This window comes from Methylicorpusculum oleiharenae (genome assembly GCF_009828925.2).
Taxonomy (GTDB): domain Bacteria; phylum Pseudomonadota; class Gammaproteobacteria; order Methylococcales; family Methylomonadaceae; genus Methylicorpusculum; species Methylicorpusculum oleiharenae.
Genome location: NZ_WUTY02000001.1, coordinates 4,211,843 through 4,228,466 on the forward strand (window position 1 = coordinate 4,211,843; position 16,624 = coordinate 4,228,466).

Sequence of the window (16,624 nt, forward strand, 5' to 3'; positions counted from 1 at the left end):
ACGACCTTGACACACAAGAGGAAATTGCCATTTCGGCTAATCCGGTTTGTCCATGGTGCCAGCTTATGCAAGCAGAAGCCTACGAAATTAACTGGCATAGCCAACAAACCAGGACAATTAACCTGAAAATTTACAATAAGTAAGATGACTTGATTGAACAAATACTGAAGTAATAAACGCTTTGGTTACATCATTCTTTGCCTGACCACTTCATAGAGAAACACGCCGGTCGCCACCGAAAGATTCAAACTTTCAATCTTGCCCAACATCGGCAGCTTAACCAGCATATCGCATTCTTCCCTGGTCAAACGTCTAAGACCTTTCCCTTCAGCACCAACAACCAAAGCCATAGGGACTTTTAAATCAGCCTGATAAATCGTTTGATTACCATCCCCTGCTGCACCCAAAATCCAAAGCCCTTGATCTTTAAGCCAGCGAAGTGTTCTGGCCAGATTGGTAATTTGATAAACAGGCACCGTTTCAGCCGCACCACTTGCCACTTTACAAACAGTAGGGGTAATTCCTGTTGCGTTATCTTTGGTGATAATGACGCCATTCACACCTGTAGCATCGGCCGTGCGTAAGCAAGCGCCCAGATTATGCGGGTCCTGAACATTATCCAACACCAGAAAAAGAGGCGGTGTCGTGATGTTCAGCAGGTCGGTTTTCAATTCATCTTCAGATTTAGCAGCGGGCATCTCAATTTCTATCACAATGCCCTGATGATTAGTGCCTCCGGCTAATCGATCCAGTTTTTTACGATCGGCTTTTTCAGTATTTAAGCCCAAGTCGCCCAGTTGCTTGATGATTTCGGATAAACGTTTATCTTGCCGGTGACTGTCCACCCACACTTGTAAAATATTTTCCGCTGAGTAATCAAGAGCCGCCTGAGCCGAATGGAGTCCGTATATTTTTGTTAATTTCACTTGGAGCGCCGTTTCCTTTTGTTTTTAATCGCTGCTGATCCGGTTTTTTTAAAAAGCTCGAAATCAATTTTCTTTTCGTCCAGATCGACTCTGACAACCTTGACCTGCACAGAATCACCCAACCGATAGCGCATGCCAGTGCGTTCACCTATCAATTGATGACTGGAGGGGTCGAATTTGAAAAAATCCTGCGCCAGATTGGATACATGCACCAAGCCTTCAACATAGATATCAACCAATTCAACGAAAAAACCGAATGAAGTTACGGCCGATATAATACCCGGAAACACCTCACCAACCTTATCCATCATGTATTCGCATTTCAGCCAATTGACCACGTCACGCGTCGCTTCATCAGCCCTGCGTTCGCACGAGGAGCAGTGCTCACCCAACGCAACCATGTCCGAAATGCCATAGAAAAAACTTTCAGGCGGTTTATTCTGCAACGCATGTTTGATCGCTCGGTGAACCAACAGATCGGGATAACGGCGTATCGGCGAAGTAAAATGCGCATACGCATCCAGAGCCAAACCGAAATGGCCTTTAATTTCTGGACTGTAAACGGCTTGTGACATGGAGCGAAGCAAAACTGTCTGGATCAAATGCGCATCCGGCCTGTCTTTGACAGACTCCAGTAATTTCATGTAATCCAAAGGTGTCGGTTGCGCTTCTCCTGACAGGTGAAGCCCTAATTCACCTAGAAAAGTTTTTAACGCCAGTAACTTTTCGGGACCGGGCCCTTCATGAATTCTCAGTAATTTTGGGATTTTTTTTCTGTTTAAAAACCGCGCAGCAGCCATGTTGGCGGTTATCATGAACTCCTCAATCAGCTTATGCGCATCATTTCGGACGACGGGAACGATTTTTTCAATTTTTCTCTCGGCGCCAAACAGGATTCTGGTTTCCTGGGTGTCAAAATCCATTGCCCCCCTCTCCTCTCTTCTTTGACGCATTGCTTTAAAGAGCGAGTAGGTTTCGTTTAGATGAGGCACCAGCGGTTTATATTTCTTCTTCAGTGCCTGATTATCCTCTACGAGAATTTGGGCCACTTCGGTGTAGGTTAATCTGGCATGAGAGCGCATTACCGCCTCATAAAAACTGGATCTCAACACAGTCCCTTCAGTGTTGATAACCAGCTCACAGACCATGCAAAGACGGTCAACGTCCGGATTCAGAGAACATAAGCCGTTAGACAATATCTCCGGTAACATGGGAATGACTTTTTCAGGAAAATAAACCGACGTACTGCGGTTTTTTGCTTCCTGATCCAGTTCGCTGTTGATTTGTACGTAGTAGGAAACATCGGCAATTGCTACCCACAGTTTCCAGCCGTTTTTGGTTTTGCGGACAAACACAGCATCATCAAAATCTCTGGCGTCTTCGCCATCAATAGTGACCAGCGGCAATGCTCTCAGATCGACTCGATTGGCTTTGGCCGACTCAGGCACCTGGTCGCTGAGCGACTCGATTTCCGTTAATAAAGCATCCGGCCAGAGATAAGGTAATTCATGAGAACGCACCGCCATCTCGATTTCCATACCCGGCGCTAAATGGCGCCCCAGTATTTCAACCACTTTTCCTATAGGCTGACGGCTTCTCGACGGTTGTTCGATAATGTCAACAACAACGATCTGACCTTTCTCGGCAGCCCCGATTTCGGTATGCGGGATCAAGACATCCTGTGCGATATTTTTATTTTCAGGAACCACATAACTTACACCACGTTCATGAAAAAAGCGGCCAACGACCTGCTTGGTGTTTCTCTCAAGCACTTCAACCAGAGTCCCTTCTTTTCGGCCTTTTCTATCAACACCGGAAACTCTCACCAAGGCCCTGTCATTATGCATTAATGACCGCATCTCTCTGGGTGATAAAAATAAATCCGGCGAGCCATCATCCGGTCTTAAAAAACCGAAACCATCGGAGTGGCCCAGGATGCGTCCGGCAATTAAATCTTTTCCGTCGACCAGAAAATATTTTTGCCGGCGGTTGAACATCAGCTGACCATCGCGCTCCATCGCTCTGAGCCGTCGTCGAAGCGCCTCAACTTGCTCTTCATCGGCGAGATCGAACTCTGCAGAAATTTCTTCACGCGATAAGGGTTTGCCAATCGTTCCGATTAACTCAAGTATCAGCTCACGACTGGGTATTGGATTTTCATACTTGGCTGCTTCTCTAGCCGCGTACGGGTCTTTGGACGCTTTAAACGTAGTTTTTTTATTTTTGGACTTCAATGTCATGTGTTCCTAAAGATTCATGATTAAAAAAGAAAGCAACTTGATATACCCATCGTAGATCGAAATTCGACACCGGGGTGCCCGTCAAAGAACGCCGTAAATACATCCCTATAAGCTCTATGTCAGCATCCATGCTGGCAAAGCCTTTGCCGAACAACCCGGTGCCTCCTTAGGCACTGCCGAAATTTGAAGTGCGAAAGGTATAGAACGCCATTTTAACAATCTCACGGCAATTATAAAAATGAAAAGACGTTCGATGCGCTTGACAAATAATAATGTTGTCCGTATAGTGCGCGCTCACTTCGCTGTTACAGCAAACCTCTTGCCGAGGTGGTGAAATTGGTAGACACGCTAGCTTCAGGTGCTAGTGCTCGAAAGGGCGTGGAGGTTCAAGTCCTCTCCTCGGCACCACAGCTTAATTTAACATAGCCTTTCAAAACACTTCAAGTTATTTATTTTCTTAAGAAATCAGCTTAATTTTTCGGTTTATTCCTGCCCGTTATTTTGCATTTTTACGCATTTTTCACTATTGTCTACACCATTTTTACACCATTCCGAGCTTGTGCGAGGTCGGGTTAACAGGGGTTAGTGTGGCGACAATTATAAAGCGCGGTTCTACTTACCGGGTTCAGGTGTGCGTTGACGGTGTGCGTCGATCAGCAACAAAAGATACCAAACAGCAAGCGCGTGAATGGGCGCTGACTATGGAAGTCGAATTGAAAACCGGAAAACCGGCTGAAACGCTGGTCTATACGGTGGGTGATGCGCTGGAGCGTTACGGGCGGGAAGTGTCGGTGGGTAAGAAGGGTGAGCGGTGGGAGGTGATCCGGTTGGCCTTGCTGGGCCGTTATGCACTGGCAAGGGTGCGTCTGGCTGATTTAGCGCCTGAGGATCTGGCCTTGTGGCGGGATCAGCGCCTAAAGGAAGTGTCGGCGGCATCGGTTAATCGCGAACTAAATGTGCTGTCGTCGGTGTTTACCCATGCCAAACGGGAATGGCGGTGGCTGTCCGATAATCCGGTCCATGAAATTAAGCGGCCAAAGAACCCCCGGCCAAGGGACAGGCGTATAGATCCCGATGAGCTGCTGCGGGTGTTGGATGCGTTAGGTTATTCGCCCGATAAAGTTCCGGCAAAAAAAACACAACTGGTAGGTGCTTATTTTGTCCTGGCGATTGAAACGGCCTTAAGGTTGGGCGAGATTTGCGCGTTAACGGTTAATGATGCGGTGCTGGATCAGCGGTATTTGATCATTCGCGATTCAAAGAACGGAGATCAGCGACACGTTTCTTTATCGACAGTGGCCGTTGCGGTGATGAAACAGATCTTAGCTAGTGGCTTATCAGTCGATTCGGCCACGGCTGGACAGCTCTTCAGGAAGGCGATTAAACGCGCGGATATTACCGGGCTGCATTTCCATGATTCCCGGCATGAAGCCTTAACACGACTGGCTAGAAAGCTAGACGTTCTGGACCTAGCGCGAATGGTTGGGCATCGTGATGTTCGGTCGTTGATGATTTACTACAATGCGACAGCGTTTGAGATTGCCGGTAGACTGGGTTGATTGAAAAATTAGGCTTTTCGCTTTAATAAGGCATTTGATAGAATCTGTTTTACCGGATAGGCCACGCGGGCCGATAAGAGGGAGTCGTTAACCCTTTTCCGGCATTACCTCATAACGCGCACACTTAACGGAGTGCATCCCATGTTCAAGCCGCCCCACATAATCAGATTATCATTCTGCCGAGAACTGCTCATGCCTTGAGCGTTGCGTCATGGCTGGATCTGGCAACCATCGAAAAGAACGCGTCAATGATGCGCCCACACCTACGCGTCAAACATTATTAGGCGGAGTCTGCACATCGTTAACGAAGGAAGAGATTGTCCGGCGTGACGTTGCCAAAGAAGCGATTGAAGCTTGCCGGGTAATCCTGGAGGAAATTTTAAGTGCTTATGCTGATGGCGAGCTGACATTTGAGAACGCAATAAAAACAGCAACCGAGGCAAGCAAGGCCGAACGCGTCCCTCGCGACTATCAAGCAAAAAAGATGCTTGCTGCATTTGTTCAAGCGTTAGTTAACATCACCCCAAAACCACGGACCAAATCAAGCGCCCGCTCTCAACCTTCCTGGTTAAAGAAGCTTGCTATAGAGCTTGTCAGTCTGGTTGTTGAGAAAGAAAGTCTGCCAAAATCCCGTGAATCAAAAAATCAAACGGCTTATGAGCGCGTATCGGAAATTTTAGACATGCGCGGAATAAAGCTATCTGTCCGAGAAATAGAACGGATTTATACTAAAAAACGTAATTAGCCCCGGTCCGTCACCCTCGGCACGCCTCGCCACGTCTATATTGCGCAATCCCATAAAGATATTTAGACCCATTATCTCGAATTAGCGGGGTTTTTTCTGTGGTTTGGCATCAATATTATCAGGGCTCATTCATTCAAATGGGCTCAAACAGATGGCAACACAAAATAAAGCAACAGACCGGAAAAGTAGAATTCCATTCTCGGTAAACCAATACCCGCCAATCGATTCAATCACCCGGGAGCTGCTGACAACCAATGAAGCAGCGTTTTACCTGTGTGTTAAACCCGCAACCTTGAATCGATGGAATTGTAAAAAAAATGGACCGATTAAAGCGACGTACATCGGCCGAAAAACACTTTACCGAATTGAGGACGTTAAAAAACTAATCAACGGTGAGGCGGTGAGCGTTTGATGGACGGAGAAACGATAGAAGATAAGGCGCTCGCCACCCTTCTTGAGATGGGAATGATTCCTCCCAAGTCGCTTGCTCGTCGCGGCGGTTGGATTGAATGTTCAGTGGATAAGCCTGGGAACTCAGACGGCCGAGTGATGATTTTCGCCGATGGAAAGGGCGGCATATGTCACAACTGGAAGGGCGGCGGAGAGCAGCGTACTTTTTTTCTGAATAGTGACGAAATTAAAACCCGGTCACTTTCAAAAGCAGAAAAAAGGCAAATCGAAAAAGCTAAACGCCAGGCCGAAGCAGATAGAGCCGCCAGATACGCAAAGGCTCAAAAATTAGCCATAAACTTTTGGGCGAACGGCAATCCGGCCACGGCTGATCATCCGTATCTAAAACGGAAGTCTGTGCTTCCCCACGGTACACGGCTTCATGACTATAAAGCAAAGCATCCCAGCGGCAACGGCACGATCACGATACCCGGCTCGTTGATGATCCCCCTGTACAACGGCCAAGGCTTTATCGTCAGTTTGCAGTTCGTCTACCCTCACAAAAACCCGGTGCTAGGAAGAGACCGGAACTTCTTAAGCGGCGCTCCGGCTGGCGGTCACTTTTGGTGGATCGGCAAACGCAGTACCGATCCAGATGAGCCGGTTTTGCTGTGTGAAGGGTTCGCCACAGCGGCCACGCTACACGAGCAAACCGGATATCGCACTTACATGGCCTTTTCAAAAGATAGCCTTATCAAGGTCGCTCGATTACTCCGCGAACGCTTGCCGGATACGCCCATTACAATTTGTGCGGATAACGACACGGACCACCCGAAAGGCAATGTCGGCGTAAATGCAGCCAATGAGGCCGCTGAAGAAATCGGCGCCGCCGTTGCTATCCCGCCCATTCCAAACGCCGACTTTAACGACTACGCCGCGTATCTGAGGGAGCAAAATAATGAACAATGACGTTAGCAATAAACCCAGCAATGTGAAATCCATCCTTGACGGCGCAAAGCCCAAAACGAAGAAAGGCAAAAGCGGCGGCGGTGCCAGCGATGAGATCATCATTTCCCCTGAGTACATGATTAAAGACGGGCGGCCTGTTCAGCGTTACTGCAAGGCGAACGGCGATTTAAAATACATCCAGCTTGCGGATTCAGTGTTCAAGCTGGAAAGACAGATTATTCTCGAAACCTGTCTGAGTAAAAAAGCCGAAAAAAGTCTACTGGTATCTGCTCGGCGCTATGACGGAGTAAATCTTCCCGCCGTTGAAATCCCTAACGATGACTTCAACAGTAGCCGGTCAAACTGGCCGAATTTGTATTTTGACACACGCGTTTACATTCCGGCAGGCATCTCAATCATTCAACACCTAAAATGCCTGACCGAACTCCATTCGAAACAAATTCACGGCGGTGACCTTCCGGTCAAGACGGTTTATGACTATACAGGCTGGAAGGAAATTGATAACAAGTGGTGTTTTTTAACGGGCTCAGGCGCTATTACTGAGAACGGCCTGTCCACGGATGTAGAGGTAAGGATGGGCGATGCCAATAACGAGCGATACCGGCTCCCCCCTCCTCTTGTCGGTGACGAATTAAGAGAAGCAACCGCGATTGTTTTGAAGTTGCTCGACGTTTGCCCCAATAAACCTGAAGTGGGCATCATGCTGCTTGCTGCGGTTGCGCGAGCGCCTTTGATCTCTGTACTGAAGTGCAGTGTTACCATCTGGCTGTACGGTGAGACGGGATCGCACAAGTCGGAGTTCGCCGCACTGGTTCTTGGATTTTTTGGCGAATTTGACGCACAAAGCGCCCCGGGAAACTTTTCAGACAGCGCGGCTAACCGCGAATTAAAACTCTTCCAGGCCAAAGACGTTGTCTCAGTTATCGATGACTTCATACCGCCGAAAAACAAAATGGAGGCCGACAAGATGCACAGTGACGCGGCTCGCCTTATTCGTAATACCGGCAACGGCGTAGCCGCAGGACGATGTGAGAAAGACGGATCTGGCAGAAAGGACCGGCTCTGCCGGGCTTTGCCAATCGTCACCGCTGAAGATTTGCCGCGCGGTGAGTCAATACTTGGTCGAGCAATTATCATTAGCCTATCTGAGCACGACTTTAGCGAGGACACACTAACAGAGCTACAGCGCGCCAGGGAGGATAAAGTTTTATCAGGCTTTATGTCGAGTTACCTGCAATGGCTTGCGCCTCGTATACCGCAATACCAGCCCAAAGGGGAGGCGAGTTTTAAAAAGTTTTGTGATGAGTATGCTCGCGAGTATCGTCACCTTGAAATTAAAAAAACCCACGCCCGAGCCCCGGCCAATTTCGCCAATTTTGTCGCGGGGCTTGACGTGCTCGGGCGGTTCCTCGATGACTTGCAATTATTACCGGGCGGCACAAAGAGTATTGACCTTTTGAAACGTGCGGAGGCTGCTTTCAAAGAATTGATGGTCGACCAGTCGACCTACAAAGCCGTCGAGGATGGCGTTCAAGTGTTTCTTAACAACATTGTTACGCTACTGGTGAGTAAGTCCGTGCATCTTATCGATCACAAAGACCCAGACAAGCCAGCCGGTGGGACGAATACCACCGCAATCAAATGGGGGTGGAAACTGGTCAGTACCCAGATTGGCGGCGATAAATCGTACGGTCCAGCAGGGGACTGTATCGGTTATTTCGATATTGACCGTAATCTAGTGTACCTGGAGCCCGGCCTTGTAGAAAAGGCGCTTGCTCGGCATTGCGCACATGCCCCTATCGGTATGAGCATGTTAAGCCTTAAGCGGCGGTTACTGAGCCAAGGAAAGTTGGCAGATTGGAACAAGACCGACAATCGCGCAGAGAAGAAGGTTGCAACGCCTGTTCATGGCAACGCCCGGCCTTATGTTTTGGTGTTCGATCCGGGTACTTTTTACCCCACTGCAACAGCAAAATCCGACGAAAACGGCTAACTGTCCAAAAAATCTTGGACAGTGTCCAAGATTTTTATGATCAGAAAACCGCTGAAGGCCGCGTCATTGCTGACTCTGTCCAAACTGTCCAAGATGTCCAAGAAAAAAACACACCCCCCTTTTATATAAAAAATATAAAAGGCGTGTGTCTATAGACGCAAACGTGTAAATATTTTTCCACAACACCCTTATATATATTTTTTTTGGACATCTTGGACAGAATATATATATATCGAATACAGCCCTTGATATAGCTGGATTCTTACTGTCCAAAACGACCTAAAAAAACTTGGACAGTAGGCCTCGTTTTTTGGACAGTTTGGACAGTTGGAAGTGGAAAACACATTTTTTAACGCCTAATGACATCTAAAATTGCAGCCAAAATGACACCTAAACCCATTATTTCTGAAAAATTTGTAGCCAAAAGCGTCTATATAGGTGTCTATTTTGAGAAAAAAACCAAAAAACAGATTTACATTGATGGGCTTTTTTGCGACAGCCACTTATCCGGCTTGATTTCTTTAGGTGCGGTCAGGTTTATAAAAATGGGCTTTTCAACCGCTCCGATGATTTCCAAAAACAACCCTGCGCAAATGTGTGTCTATGAGGCGCAAACGTGCGTCATGTAGCCAATGATGCGGTGGTTAGACTGTTCGCCGCCTGGTTAAAGCTGTTTTCCGTTAGCGGATACCAACCCAGCAGCAATAGATCGCCCACGCTTCTTGAGCGGCCTGACAGCCTGGTTAAGCTCGACTTTGCTAACCGGGATCAGTGGACGCTCTCAGACTGGCGTGATTACGCCACTCACTTAGAACACCGCCGTTATCAACCTGGATCTCGACACCTGCCAAGTGGTAACGGCTTTAGCACCCTGCTTTGCCGTGACGCGTCGAAAAAATCAAAAAGAGGCCGCAAGCCCAGCATTGAATTAAACGCCGCTATCGATGACTACATTAGCCAGATTCACGCGCTGCAATGCCGGTCTTTAGAAAAGCTATCGGATAAAAAAGCAATACGCTTGATTGATAAAGCGCTGGGCGGTCGTCCGGCATTGCTTGCGCACTTATCTCTGCGAACATTCCAAAATCACTTAACGATAAAGCGCAATCAAGGCAAAAAACCCTGTTAAATCAATGGCGTTTTGTCCCGCTAATGTATGCGCTTATACCAATGAATTAACGGGATTTTATTCAAAAGGAGTTCCAGGCTAGCTGCGGTATCATATCTTCAACCTGTTGTATAGAGTTAATTAGAAATGAGTGAACGCATTGTTGCCAAAGTCAGAAATGAGCATCTAAAAAAGGTCAAGGACGTTGAAACGGATCTGATTGATCTGATACCGGATATCAACGACCTCACCCAACGCGCTGGCGTTATTGGCTCTAAGTTAGTCGGAGTAAACCCATCAGGTTATCGAGAGCTGTTAATCCTTGAACAGTTTGCGGATATATGGCAACTCTTAAGCAACTTAGCACTTACCGTTAACCACCTGCTAACGAATGAAGAGCCCGAAGAAGAGACACAGGAAAGCGACGAATGGAATTAACAAAGGCAGAAGCCAAACGCCTAGAGCAGAAAGCCAGAATCAAACGATTCAAAAAAGAGCTTGATGAGGAATTCAGGCTAATAGGCGATTACGGCTCTTTGGCAGTTGCTCATCCATTCATCAAGCATTACCGAAAATTGCAAGAACTCGCTGAAAAGGATTTTCAGAACCGGCCACGGCACAGCAAGCGCAAGCTGATCTTTGAACACTACCTGGGCAAAGGCGCAATCGTAAAGATGCCGTATGCCGTCCTGCGATATGGCGGCTTTGTCATCGTGCCCCCTAAGCGGTTCAGCGAAGCCAGACGCATATTGTTACACCTGGATAGATGAGGCGCGAAATGATTGTTATTTGCCACACCTGCAGCCGATTTGAGGATGGCTACTACTGCCAAGCCTTGAAACAACATGCACCGCAAGGCATGACCCAATGCCCACAGTACGAACACGACCAAACCAAAACCCAGGGCGACAAGCCCAAAACCCAATCTAAACATGGAGTAAAACCCCAATGAAAAAACCTGAAAATACATTGCCCATCGACAGAGACTTGAAAGGCAGCAACAAAACAGCAACCTCGATTGCTACCTTGCAAGCCCAGATCCTTAGCAAACAACAACAGCTTGAAAGCCTGGAAGGAAAAATTAAGCACTGTGAAGATATTGCGCTAATCAATGAAAGGCCGCTGCTTACTGAGATCATCGACCTGAAAACGAATCAGGAAATAGGCCAAAGCATAGATGAAAAGCGATTAACCCAGCTTCAGGACGATCTGAAAGCGGCCAAGACGCATAACGCCGATGCGGTCCAGCTTAACCAGCAGCGTCAGCAAGTATCGCAAGCCATGCTAAACCGGAGCACAGCATTAACGGCAGAGATTGAGGCACTTAAAAAGCAGCTAACGGGACTGATTGTGGCCGAGCTTGAATCTGAGCTTAACAGCCAAAGAGAACTGTATAGAAGTCAATGCCTGGCCTTTATCAGCAGCCTGTCAAACGCTCACCACCTGTCTGAAAAGATCAGGCAACTAACCCTGAGCAAAGATCCGCACAGGTATCACATACAAGCAGAAGTGGAAGTCCCCAGCTTCTACAATGAATATCGTCTCGTCATCCCTGCCTTGCCAGCCTTGCCCAACCCTGGCAACCCGAACTACCTACAAATCCGTCACGGCCAAGAGTTACCGGCCAGCACTATTGTAGAAAAAGTATTCCTGACAGCCGGAATTGAAGCTTCCCTAATGGCGTAAAAATTAACCAACCCGAGAGTAAACTATGAATACTGTACAAAAACCAAGACACAGCCGTTTTTTTGTGATTGATGGCGTGGCGTGTGGTGGTTACATCCACAATTCAAACACACCCCAAACGCTTGATGAGGTCGCAGCCATGCACCCGAACTATCAAAAAATCCAAGCCCTTGATGAAAACGGCGTTGTCCTTGATGATGAACTGATTACCCCAACAGGCGGTGAGAATACATTCGGTCATTCGGATCTCATGAAGCGGCATATTGACCTGATCGATAAAATGGTCGATGCGTTTGTACTGGAAACACCTGTATTGGGTGGCGATCCAGAAGCGGGGCACTATGAGTAACGCTGCACGAATTGATGCGGCCCGCAGCGGAGCAATGGCCGCTCAAGCGGAACGCCCCGCCAAGATACGACTTGAGATTGCTAAATTACAGGAAATAGTGCCGCAGACCGATCAAACCCGAAGAGAGATTGAAAGCCTAAAAAATGAAATCGCCATGCTCAATGCTTGCGGCTATAACTAAATTTTAACTGTTTGGAGAAAATATCATGTCAACTGCACCTACTCACCCCATTAAAACCCTGGCTGACGTTCAAGCCGCCCTTCGCAATCCTGAAACTAAAAACTGGACGCAAGCCCGGCCGCACGCTATCCGTGAACGTTTGGGCGCTATAACCCGTCATCATAGCTTAGAAAATTTGCCCGCAATGATTGGACAGGCTAAAGCAGCGCCATTAGTCGCCGAACATGCTGAACTTTCGGCGGAACTGGCCCTTCTTTATCAACACGGTTTGAAGTGAGGTAGCCGCCATGACCAGAGAGGAAGAGATAGCGTATCTAAGGCAGATTAACGTCCAGCGTGAAATTGGGCTGAACGCCATCACCGCGAAAACTCACCCGGCTGTGCGTATGGAAGCTATGGCCGAAGAGCGGAAAAAAGAGATGGACAGACCAAAGCCGCCGCCACCCGTCAAAATGGCCGCGCCTGTAGATCAACCCGAAGCGAATAGAACGATTGCTGAGCCTGGCATAAACGTTCGAGGTCGTTACCGAGACCACAACCCCAGACGGAAAATCCCAGAGACTGAGCTTGCAGCCAATGAGCGGCTGAGGGTTCATCATCCGGATGGTTCAACAGAGATTGCCCCCGCTGGTTTGAAATCTGTAAACGAAGCCTGGGCTAACTTCCCCGACTCTAACCAAATCGATCGCGTAACCATCAACGGGAAAGGAGTTCCTGTAGCTATTCACAAACTTAAAAAGCGCACATCGCGGGGTTGATATGTTTATTAGTCATCCTGAATTTAATGCTCGCCGGGGTCGCGTGGTCGAGGTGAACATGAGGCTTTTGATCGCTGATCTGTCATCTTCAAGCCCGTGGAAGCGAAGGCTTGCCATTAAAACGATGCAATCGCTGAAAGGCTGCAAACTGATTTACTCTCATCGATAGCAGCCGGGGTTTTTCTCATGCTGGCAATCAGGCCAGCATGAACACGGTTTAAGCCTTAGCATTGCATTGGCATTTTTGAATCGTCTTGTGGTGGCGATTTTTGGCGGTTTAGCGGCATACCTGGAACAATCCACTTGGAAGTGTAATATCAAGCGTAATTACGGTAATTACGTAGTTATCATAATTACACTTATCATTCACGGTTTATTGTGGTTGTCCCAATGCCCAATATTTCAGCGGCGGTTTGAATGGATTTTGATTGTCGTGCGTTTTTTTGCAGCTTGGGACGTTTCTGTATCAAGCGGCAAATTTTCAGGCTTTTTGTACTGGTTGCCATGATTTCCTCCGGCTTGCCGCTTCCGTTCCAGAGCTTCAGCTTCGAGCCTAAACCATGCCGGACATACTCGGCTTGTAACGGTCAATTTATTTCAACAAATATGATTAAAAATGCTTTGAAAAGTTTGAATCTTAAGGTAAAATTAAATCGTCATAAAAATTATGACACAGGGTTGGTCTCCTGAATCTCTCGGCGCAATAGCCGCTAACGCGGTTTTTTTATGCGTATAATATCAGTTTCGATTATGTCGGGCTGGTAGAGCAGCCGCAAGGCTGGCTAGTTCCGAGAGCTAGTAGACCAACTCTATCAGTCCGGCTCCCAATGATTGGTCTCATGGTTGCCGGGTTTATTTACTCTCTCGGAGCTATACCATGAACTCGCAAAACACCCAAGCACAAAACCAATTCCACGCCGTTATTTTTGTCGATCAAAAAGCCGCTTTACTTGCCGGTAACGATCAATACGGCTCTCTTAAAATCCCCTTCAAACCTTCTGAACTGTCCGAACAGCAACGCCTTACCCTGGCTAAGTTCAATTTTTCATTGAATGATTCGATTGTAGGTAAGCCTATCAATGGCACTGAATCACTTGCTGAACTGCTTGATATAGCCGCTCAAAAACTGGCCGCTGACGCGCTGGCACAAGCCGCAGAAGATCGTCAATGTGTTGATTTAATGATTGCCAAACTATTAGATGCTCCCCTGGCTGACGATCTGGCACTGAATGAAGAAACGGGACAGGTGGTTATTCAACCGGCTAAGCCAATACCCTTACTAAGAATCGATAGCCATACCAGCGTCAAACGATCTTGGTTAGATTTTTTTAGTGTTCTTTGGGTCAGTCCTGCTACAGGTGGAAGTGACCGCGCCAAGGCAATCAGGGCGACCGTTTTAAGCTACCCCGATGTTGTACAGCGACTTGTTACGGCTGAAGAACATGCCGCCGAACTTGAGCAACGCTTAGAAGCTGCCCGCTTCACCCGTGGACGCTTAGCTACTGAAAAAAGAGAAATTCAGGAAAGACTTGATGCGGAAGCCAAAATCCGCCGCGCTGAGCAATTAGGCGTGTTCGTTATGACACACATGCCGATTCTATCCCAGCAAAAGTGGGCAAATGAATTATTGCCTGAGTCGGATATTATCCAGGCCATGACCGCCAAAACCTTTGAACCGCTGGACCATTTCAAGCCCATCAATCAGGAATTACTCAAGCTTTCAATATCCGATTATTGTCTCGATCAGTTGCCCGTCTATGCTGAGCCTTCACAGGTACGATCCATTGAACGAACTTTGGAACAACTGACTGACGAACAGTTTTTGCAGTTACGGGCGATTAAAGAAGCTGTGAAATGCCATTTTCAAAACGCTACTGTGATGCAATACCTTTTGGTTGGCTATTTGGCGGATTATTCAGGCGACAGTGACCCAGAGTATTGTCTCCCGGTTGTGCGCGTCACTGTTACGGTGGGCGAGATAAGCCTTAGCCGTGAATATGCTTTAACCGCTGGCAATGAATAAGGGGGTTTATCATGAAATCTATCCCCACTACAGTTTCATTCGGCCCAAGATCCGCTGAAGATCATGCACGACACGATGCCGCCAATGTTGATTTTATCCGACAAATGCGAGAGTACAGGGAAGAGTGCCAGGCTGTTATCAGCCAAGGTGAACCGGCTTTAATTCGCTTGGTGGAGGTTGCCAAGAACGATACAGGCCAATCACTGAAAATTCGCCGGTTCTTATTGGGGCTTTATAATGGATATGACAACCCGTTTGATCTGACACAGTTGCGCGGCTTGGATAAGTTGCTCTTTGAAGATTGCATGTCTGTTTTGCGGCTTGACGCTCGCGTTACAGCCCAGGAGGTTCATTGCTATGTTCATGATGGTGATGCGCTGTTTGAGTCTTGGGCATTGGATGCAAGGGGGAAATCATGAGCCTTAATTATCTTAACGCAGCGTTTAAAGCACCCTTAACAGGGGCAAACAAGGCGGTATTGATTGCGCTGGCCGACAGGTGCAACGATGCCGGTTATTGTTACCCCGCGTTAAAAGATATTGCCTTACGTGCTGGAATATCGACTAGGACAGTAACACGCGCAGTTGAAGCGCTAGAAAAAAAAGGCTATTTAGCAATAATCCGAACATCCGGAGCAACGAACAAATACATTTTATTTGCCGGTAAATTGTCCGAAATACTGCCCACAACCCTAGACAATCCCACTTATCAACAGATAGATACGACTTCTAACCCCTTAGACATAGTGTCTTTAAGGGCTAGACGTGAGCGGGGGGAGAGTTTAGACATGGCTTCTAATAAACCATCATATAACCGTCATTTAACCACCAATAAACCATTAATGGACGATGAAAAAAACCCAAAACGAGCGATGGAATTTAGAAAAATGCGTGGGTTGTTGAGGGGGAAAAAATGAGAAAGCTGATTACACAAGACGAACTAAAGCGGCTGCTTAGTGATAACCTGGAGGTGCAATCATGAATTTCCAGTTATTGAAAAACGGCAAGGTTTTGGCTTACATAAACACCAGACACCTAACGGCACAGATTCTTTTCGAGCTGCAAAGACGGGGCTACACATTGTCTTTTAGTCCGTTGTCTTTCTTTCATGTCATAAATTTAGGGAGGATCGAACCATGAATGAAGAACTCGTTAAGGCGGGCTATCTGGCCTATGAGAGGAACGCGCAATGTTTAACCGATGGGAATGTATCAGTTGCGGTCTATTGTGTTCTGGTGGGCTTGCTGTTCGGTTTTTTCCTGTCTTTGTTTGTCGATCTGAGGGGCGGAAGATGATTATGATTTATCCAGTATCACCAAGCCAGCGGCGGAAATTTGAAGTTCAGAATTACGCGGATCCAGCTTTTCATTCTAAAGTGATTACCCAAGCCGCACGTATCGTAAAAGACTTTAGAAATTATCACTGGCAGTATTGCGAAATTGCCGAACCGATTAGTTCATCGTTTTTTTATCCGACAGCTCCGGCAGAGTTAACGCTTGTGCATCCCTTCACGCTTGAACAGATTGCCGCCAACAATGTTATGGCCGGAATGGTTAGCACAGCTTATGCACTGAAAGCCGAAATCGAGAGAGGGAAATTGTTTTATCGGGATAAGTTTATGGCGCTTAAGCAGATTACCAGCGAATACGCAGACGAAACAGATCAAGTTGCAGCGTTTCTTTTGATGATTGACTAAAG

General features: G+C 47.3%; 22 protein-coding genes and 1 tRNA gene. 20 read left to right on the top strand and 3 right to left on the bottom strand.

The annotated features are described in order from the left end of the window. Nucleotides 1–185: 185 nt before the first annotated feature. Together rlmB and rnr are read right to left on the bottom strand one after the other, a co-directional pair. The gene (gene rlmB, locus GO003_RS18900; protein WP_159659290.1) at nucleotides 186–926 is read right to left on the bottom strand and encodes a 23S rRNA (guanosine(2251)-2'-O)-methyltransferase RlmB; all 741 of its coding nucleotides are present in this window, start codon (nucleotides 924–926) and stop codon (nucleotides 186–188) included. After that, nucleotides 923–3,166: a ribonuclease R gene (gene rnr / locus GO003_RS18905; protein WP_159659289.1), complete on the bottom strand. Its 2,244-nt coding sequence runs from the start codon at nucleotides 3,164–3,166 to the stop codon at nucleotides 923–925. Before rnr ends, rlmB begins: the two co-directional genes overlap by 4 nt. A 321-nt stretch (nucleotides 3,167–3,487) precedes the next feature. Between rnr and GO003_RS18910 the strand changes: the two genes are divergently transcribed. From GO003_RS18910 to GO003_RS18980, 15 genes are all read left to right on the top strand, one after another. Beyond that, a tRNA-Leu gene (locus GO003_RS18910) sits at nucleotides 3,488–3,574 on the top strand. A gap of 179 nt (nucleotides 3,575–3,753) precedes the next feature. Beyond that, complete coding sequence (locus tag GO003_RS18915; protein ID WP_206444815.1) at nucleotides 3,754–4,725, top strand: tyrosine-type recombinase/integrase; 972 nt, start codon at nucleotides 3,754–3,756, stop codon at nucleotides 4,723–4,725. Between the two features lie 211 nt (nucleotides 4,726–4,936). After that, nucleotides 4,937–5,470 carry a hypothetical protein gene (locus tag GO003_RS18920; protein ID WP_159659288.1) on the top strand — a complete coding sequence of 178 codons (534 nt, stop codon included), beginning with the start codon at nucleotides 4,937–4,939 and terminating at the stop codon, nucleotides 5,468–5,470. Nucleotides 5,471–5,881: 411 nt separating this feature from the next. Continuing rightward, nucleotides 5,882–6,829 (top strand): toprim domain-containing protein, encoded by a 948-nt coding sequence (locus GO003_RS18925; protein WP_231089218.1) that lies wholly within the window; start codon nucleotides 5,882–5,884, stop codon nucleotides 6,827–6,829. Further along, a complete protein-coding gene (locus GO003_RS18930; RefSeq protein ID WP_159659286.1) occupies nucleotides 6,819–8,822 on the top strand; it encodes a hypothetical protein in 2,004 nt (667 codons plus the stop codon). Before GO003_RS18925 ends, GO003_RS18930 begins: the two co-directional genes overlap by 11 nt. 383 nt (nucleotides 8,823–9,205) lie before the next feature. Then, nucleotides 9,206–9,451 carry a hypothetical protein gene (locus tag GO003_RS18935; RefSeq protein WP_159659285.1) on the top strand — a complete coding sequence of 82 codons (246 nt, stop codon included), beginning with the start codon at nucleotides 9,206–9,208 and terminating at the stop codon, nucleotides 9,449–9,451. After that, the gene (locus tag GO003_RS18940) at nucleotides 9,439–9,951 is read left to right on the top strand and encodes a hypothetical protein (RefSeq protein ID WP_159659284.1); all 513 of its coding nucleotides are present in this window, start codon (nucleotides 9,439–9,441) and stop codon (nucleotides 9,949–9,951) included. Before GO003_RS18935 ends, GO003_RS18940 begins: the two co-directional genes overlap by 13 nt. Before the next feature lie 126 nt (nucleotides 9,952–10,077). Then, a complete protein-coding gene (locus GO003_RS18945; RefSeq protein WP_159659283.1) occupies nucleotides 10,078–10,368 on the top strand; it encodes a hypothetical protein in 291 nt (96 codons plus the stop codon). Continuing rightward, nucleotides 10,359–10,700, top strand: coding sequence for a hypothetical protein (locus tag GO003_RS18950; RefSeq protein ID WP_159659282.1), 342 nt, complete (start codon nucleotides 10,359–10,361; stop codon nucleotides 10,698–10,700). Before GO003_RS18945 ends, GO003_RS18950 begins: the two co-directional genes overlap by 10 nt. 8 nt (nucleotides 10,701–10,708) lie before the next feature. Beyond that, on the top strand, nucleotides 10,709–10,882 hold the full coding sequence (locus GO003_RS18955) for a hypothetical protein (RefSeq protein WP_159659281.1): 174 nt from the start codon (nucleotides 10,709–10,711) through the stop codon (nucleotides 10,880–10,882). Beyond that, entirely contained in the window at nucleotides 10,879–11,616 is a 738-nt protein-coding gene (locus GO003_RS18960) for a hypothetical protein (protein WP_159659280.1), read from the top strand. Before GO003_RS18955 ends, GO003_RS18960 begins: the two co-directional genes overlap by 4 nt. Nucleotides 11,617–11,641: 25 nt before the next feature. Next, a complete protein-coding gene (locus GO003_RS18965) occupies nucleotides 11,642–11,965 on the top strand; it encodes a hypothetical protein (RefSeq protein ID WP_159659279.1) in 324 nt (107 codons plus the stop codon). Beyond that, complete coding sequence (locus GO003_RS18970) at nucleotides 11,958–12,146, top strand: hypothetical protein (RefSeq protein WP_159659278.1); 189 nt, start codon at nucleotides 11,958–11,960, stop codon at nucleotides 12,144–12,146. The genes GO003_RS18965 and GO003_RS18970 overlap by 8 nt, the downstream gene beginning before the upstream one ends. Before the next feature lie 25 nt (nucleotides 12,147–12,171). Next, complete coding sequence (locus tag GO003_RS18975) at nucleotides 12,172–12,423, top strand: hypothetical protein (RefSeq protein ID WP_159659277.1); 252 nt, start codon at nucleotides 12,172–12,174, stop codon at nucleotides 12,421–12,423. 10 nt (nucleotides 12,424–12,433) lie between these two features. Beyond that, nucleotides 12,434–12,904: a hypothetical protein gene (locus tag GO003_RS18980; protein WP_159659276.1), complete on the top strand. Its 471-nt coding sequence runs from the start codon at nucleotides 12,434–12,436 to the stop codon at nucleotides 12,902–12,904. Nucleotides 12,905–13,266: 362 nt separating this feature from the next. Here the strand turns inward: GO003_RS18980 and GO003_RS18985 are convergent, their stop codons facing one another. Further along, entirely contained in the window at nucleotides 13,267–13,410 is a 144-nt protein-coding gene (locus GO003_RS18985) for a hypothetical protein (RefSeq protein WP_159659275.1), read from the bottom strand. 371 nt (nucleotides 13,411–13,781) lie between these two features. Between GO003_RS18985 and GO003_RS18990 the strand changes: the two genes are divergently transcribed. From GO003_RS18990 to GO003_RS19010, 5 genes are all read left to right on the top strand, one after another. Next, entirely contained in the window at nucleotides 13,782–14,927 is a 1,146-nt protein-coding gene (locus GO003_RS18990; protein WP_231089084.1) for a hypothetical protein, read from the top strand. Nucleotides 14,928–14,938: 11 nt separating this feature from the next. Further along, the gene (locus GO003_RS18995) at nucleotides 14,939–15,346 is read left to right on the top strand and encodes a DUF7673 family protein (protein WP_206444771.1); all 408 of its coding nucleotides are present in this window, start codon (nucleotides 14,939–14,941) and stop codon (nucleotides 15,344–15,346) included. Then, nucleotides 15,343–15,843: a helix-turn-helix domain-containing protein gene (locus tag GO003_RS19000; protein WP_159658602.1), complete on the top strand. Its 501-nt coding sequence runs from the start codon at nucleotides 15,343–15,345 to the stop codon at nucleotides 15,841–15,843. The genes GO003_RS18995 and GO003_RS19000 overlap by 4 nt, the downstream gene beginning before the upstream one ends. A gap of 219 nt (nucleotides 15,844–16,062) precedes the next feature. Beyond that, on the top strand, nucleotides 16,063–16,221 hold the full coding sequence (locus GO003_RS19005; RefSeq protein WP_159658601.1) for a hypothetical protein: 159 nt from the start codon (nucleotides 16,063–16,065) through the stop codon (nucleotides 16,219–16,221). A gap of 2 nt (nucleotides 16,222–16,223) precedes the next feature. Then, entirely contained in the window at nucleotides 16,224–16,622 is a 399-nt protein-coding gene (locus GO003_RS19010; protein WP_206444770.1) for a hypothetical protein, read from the top strand. Nucleotides 16,623–16,624: the final 2 nt, after the last annotated feature.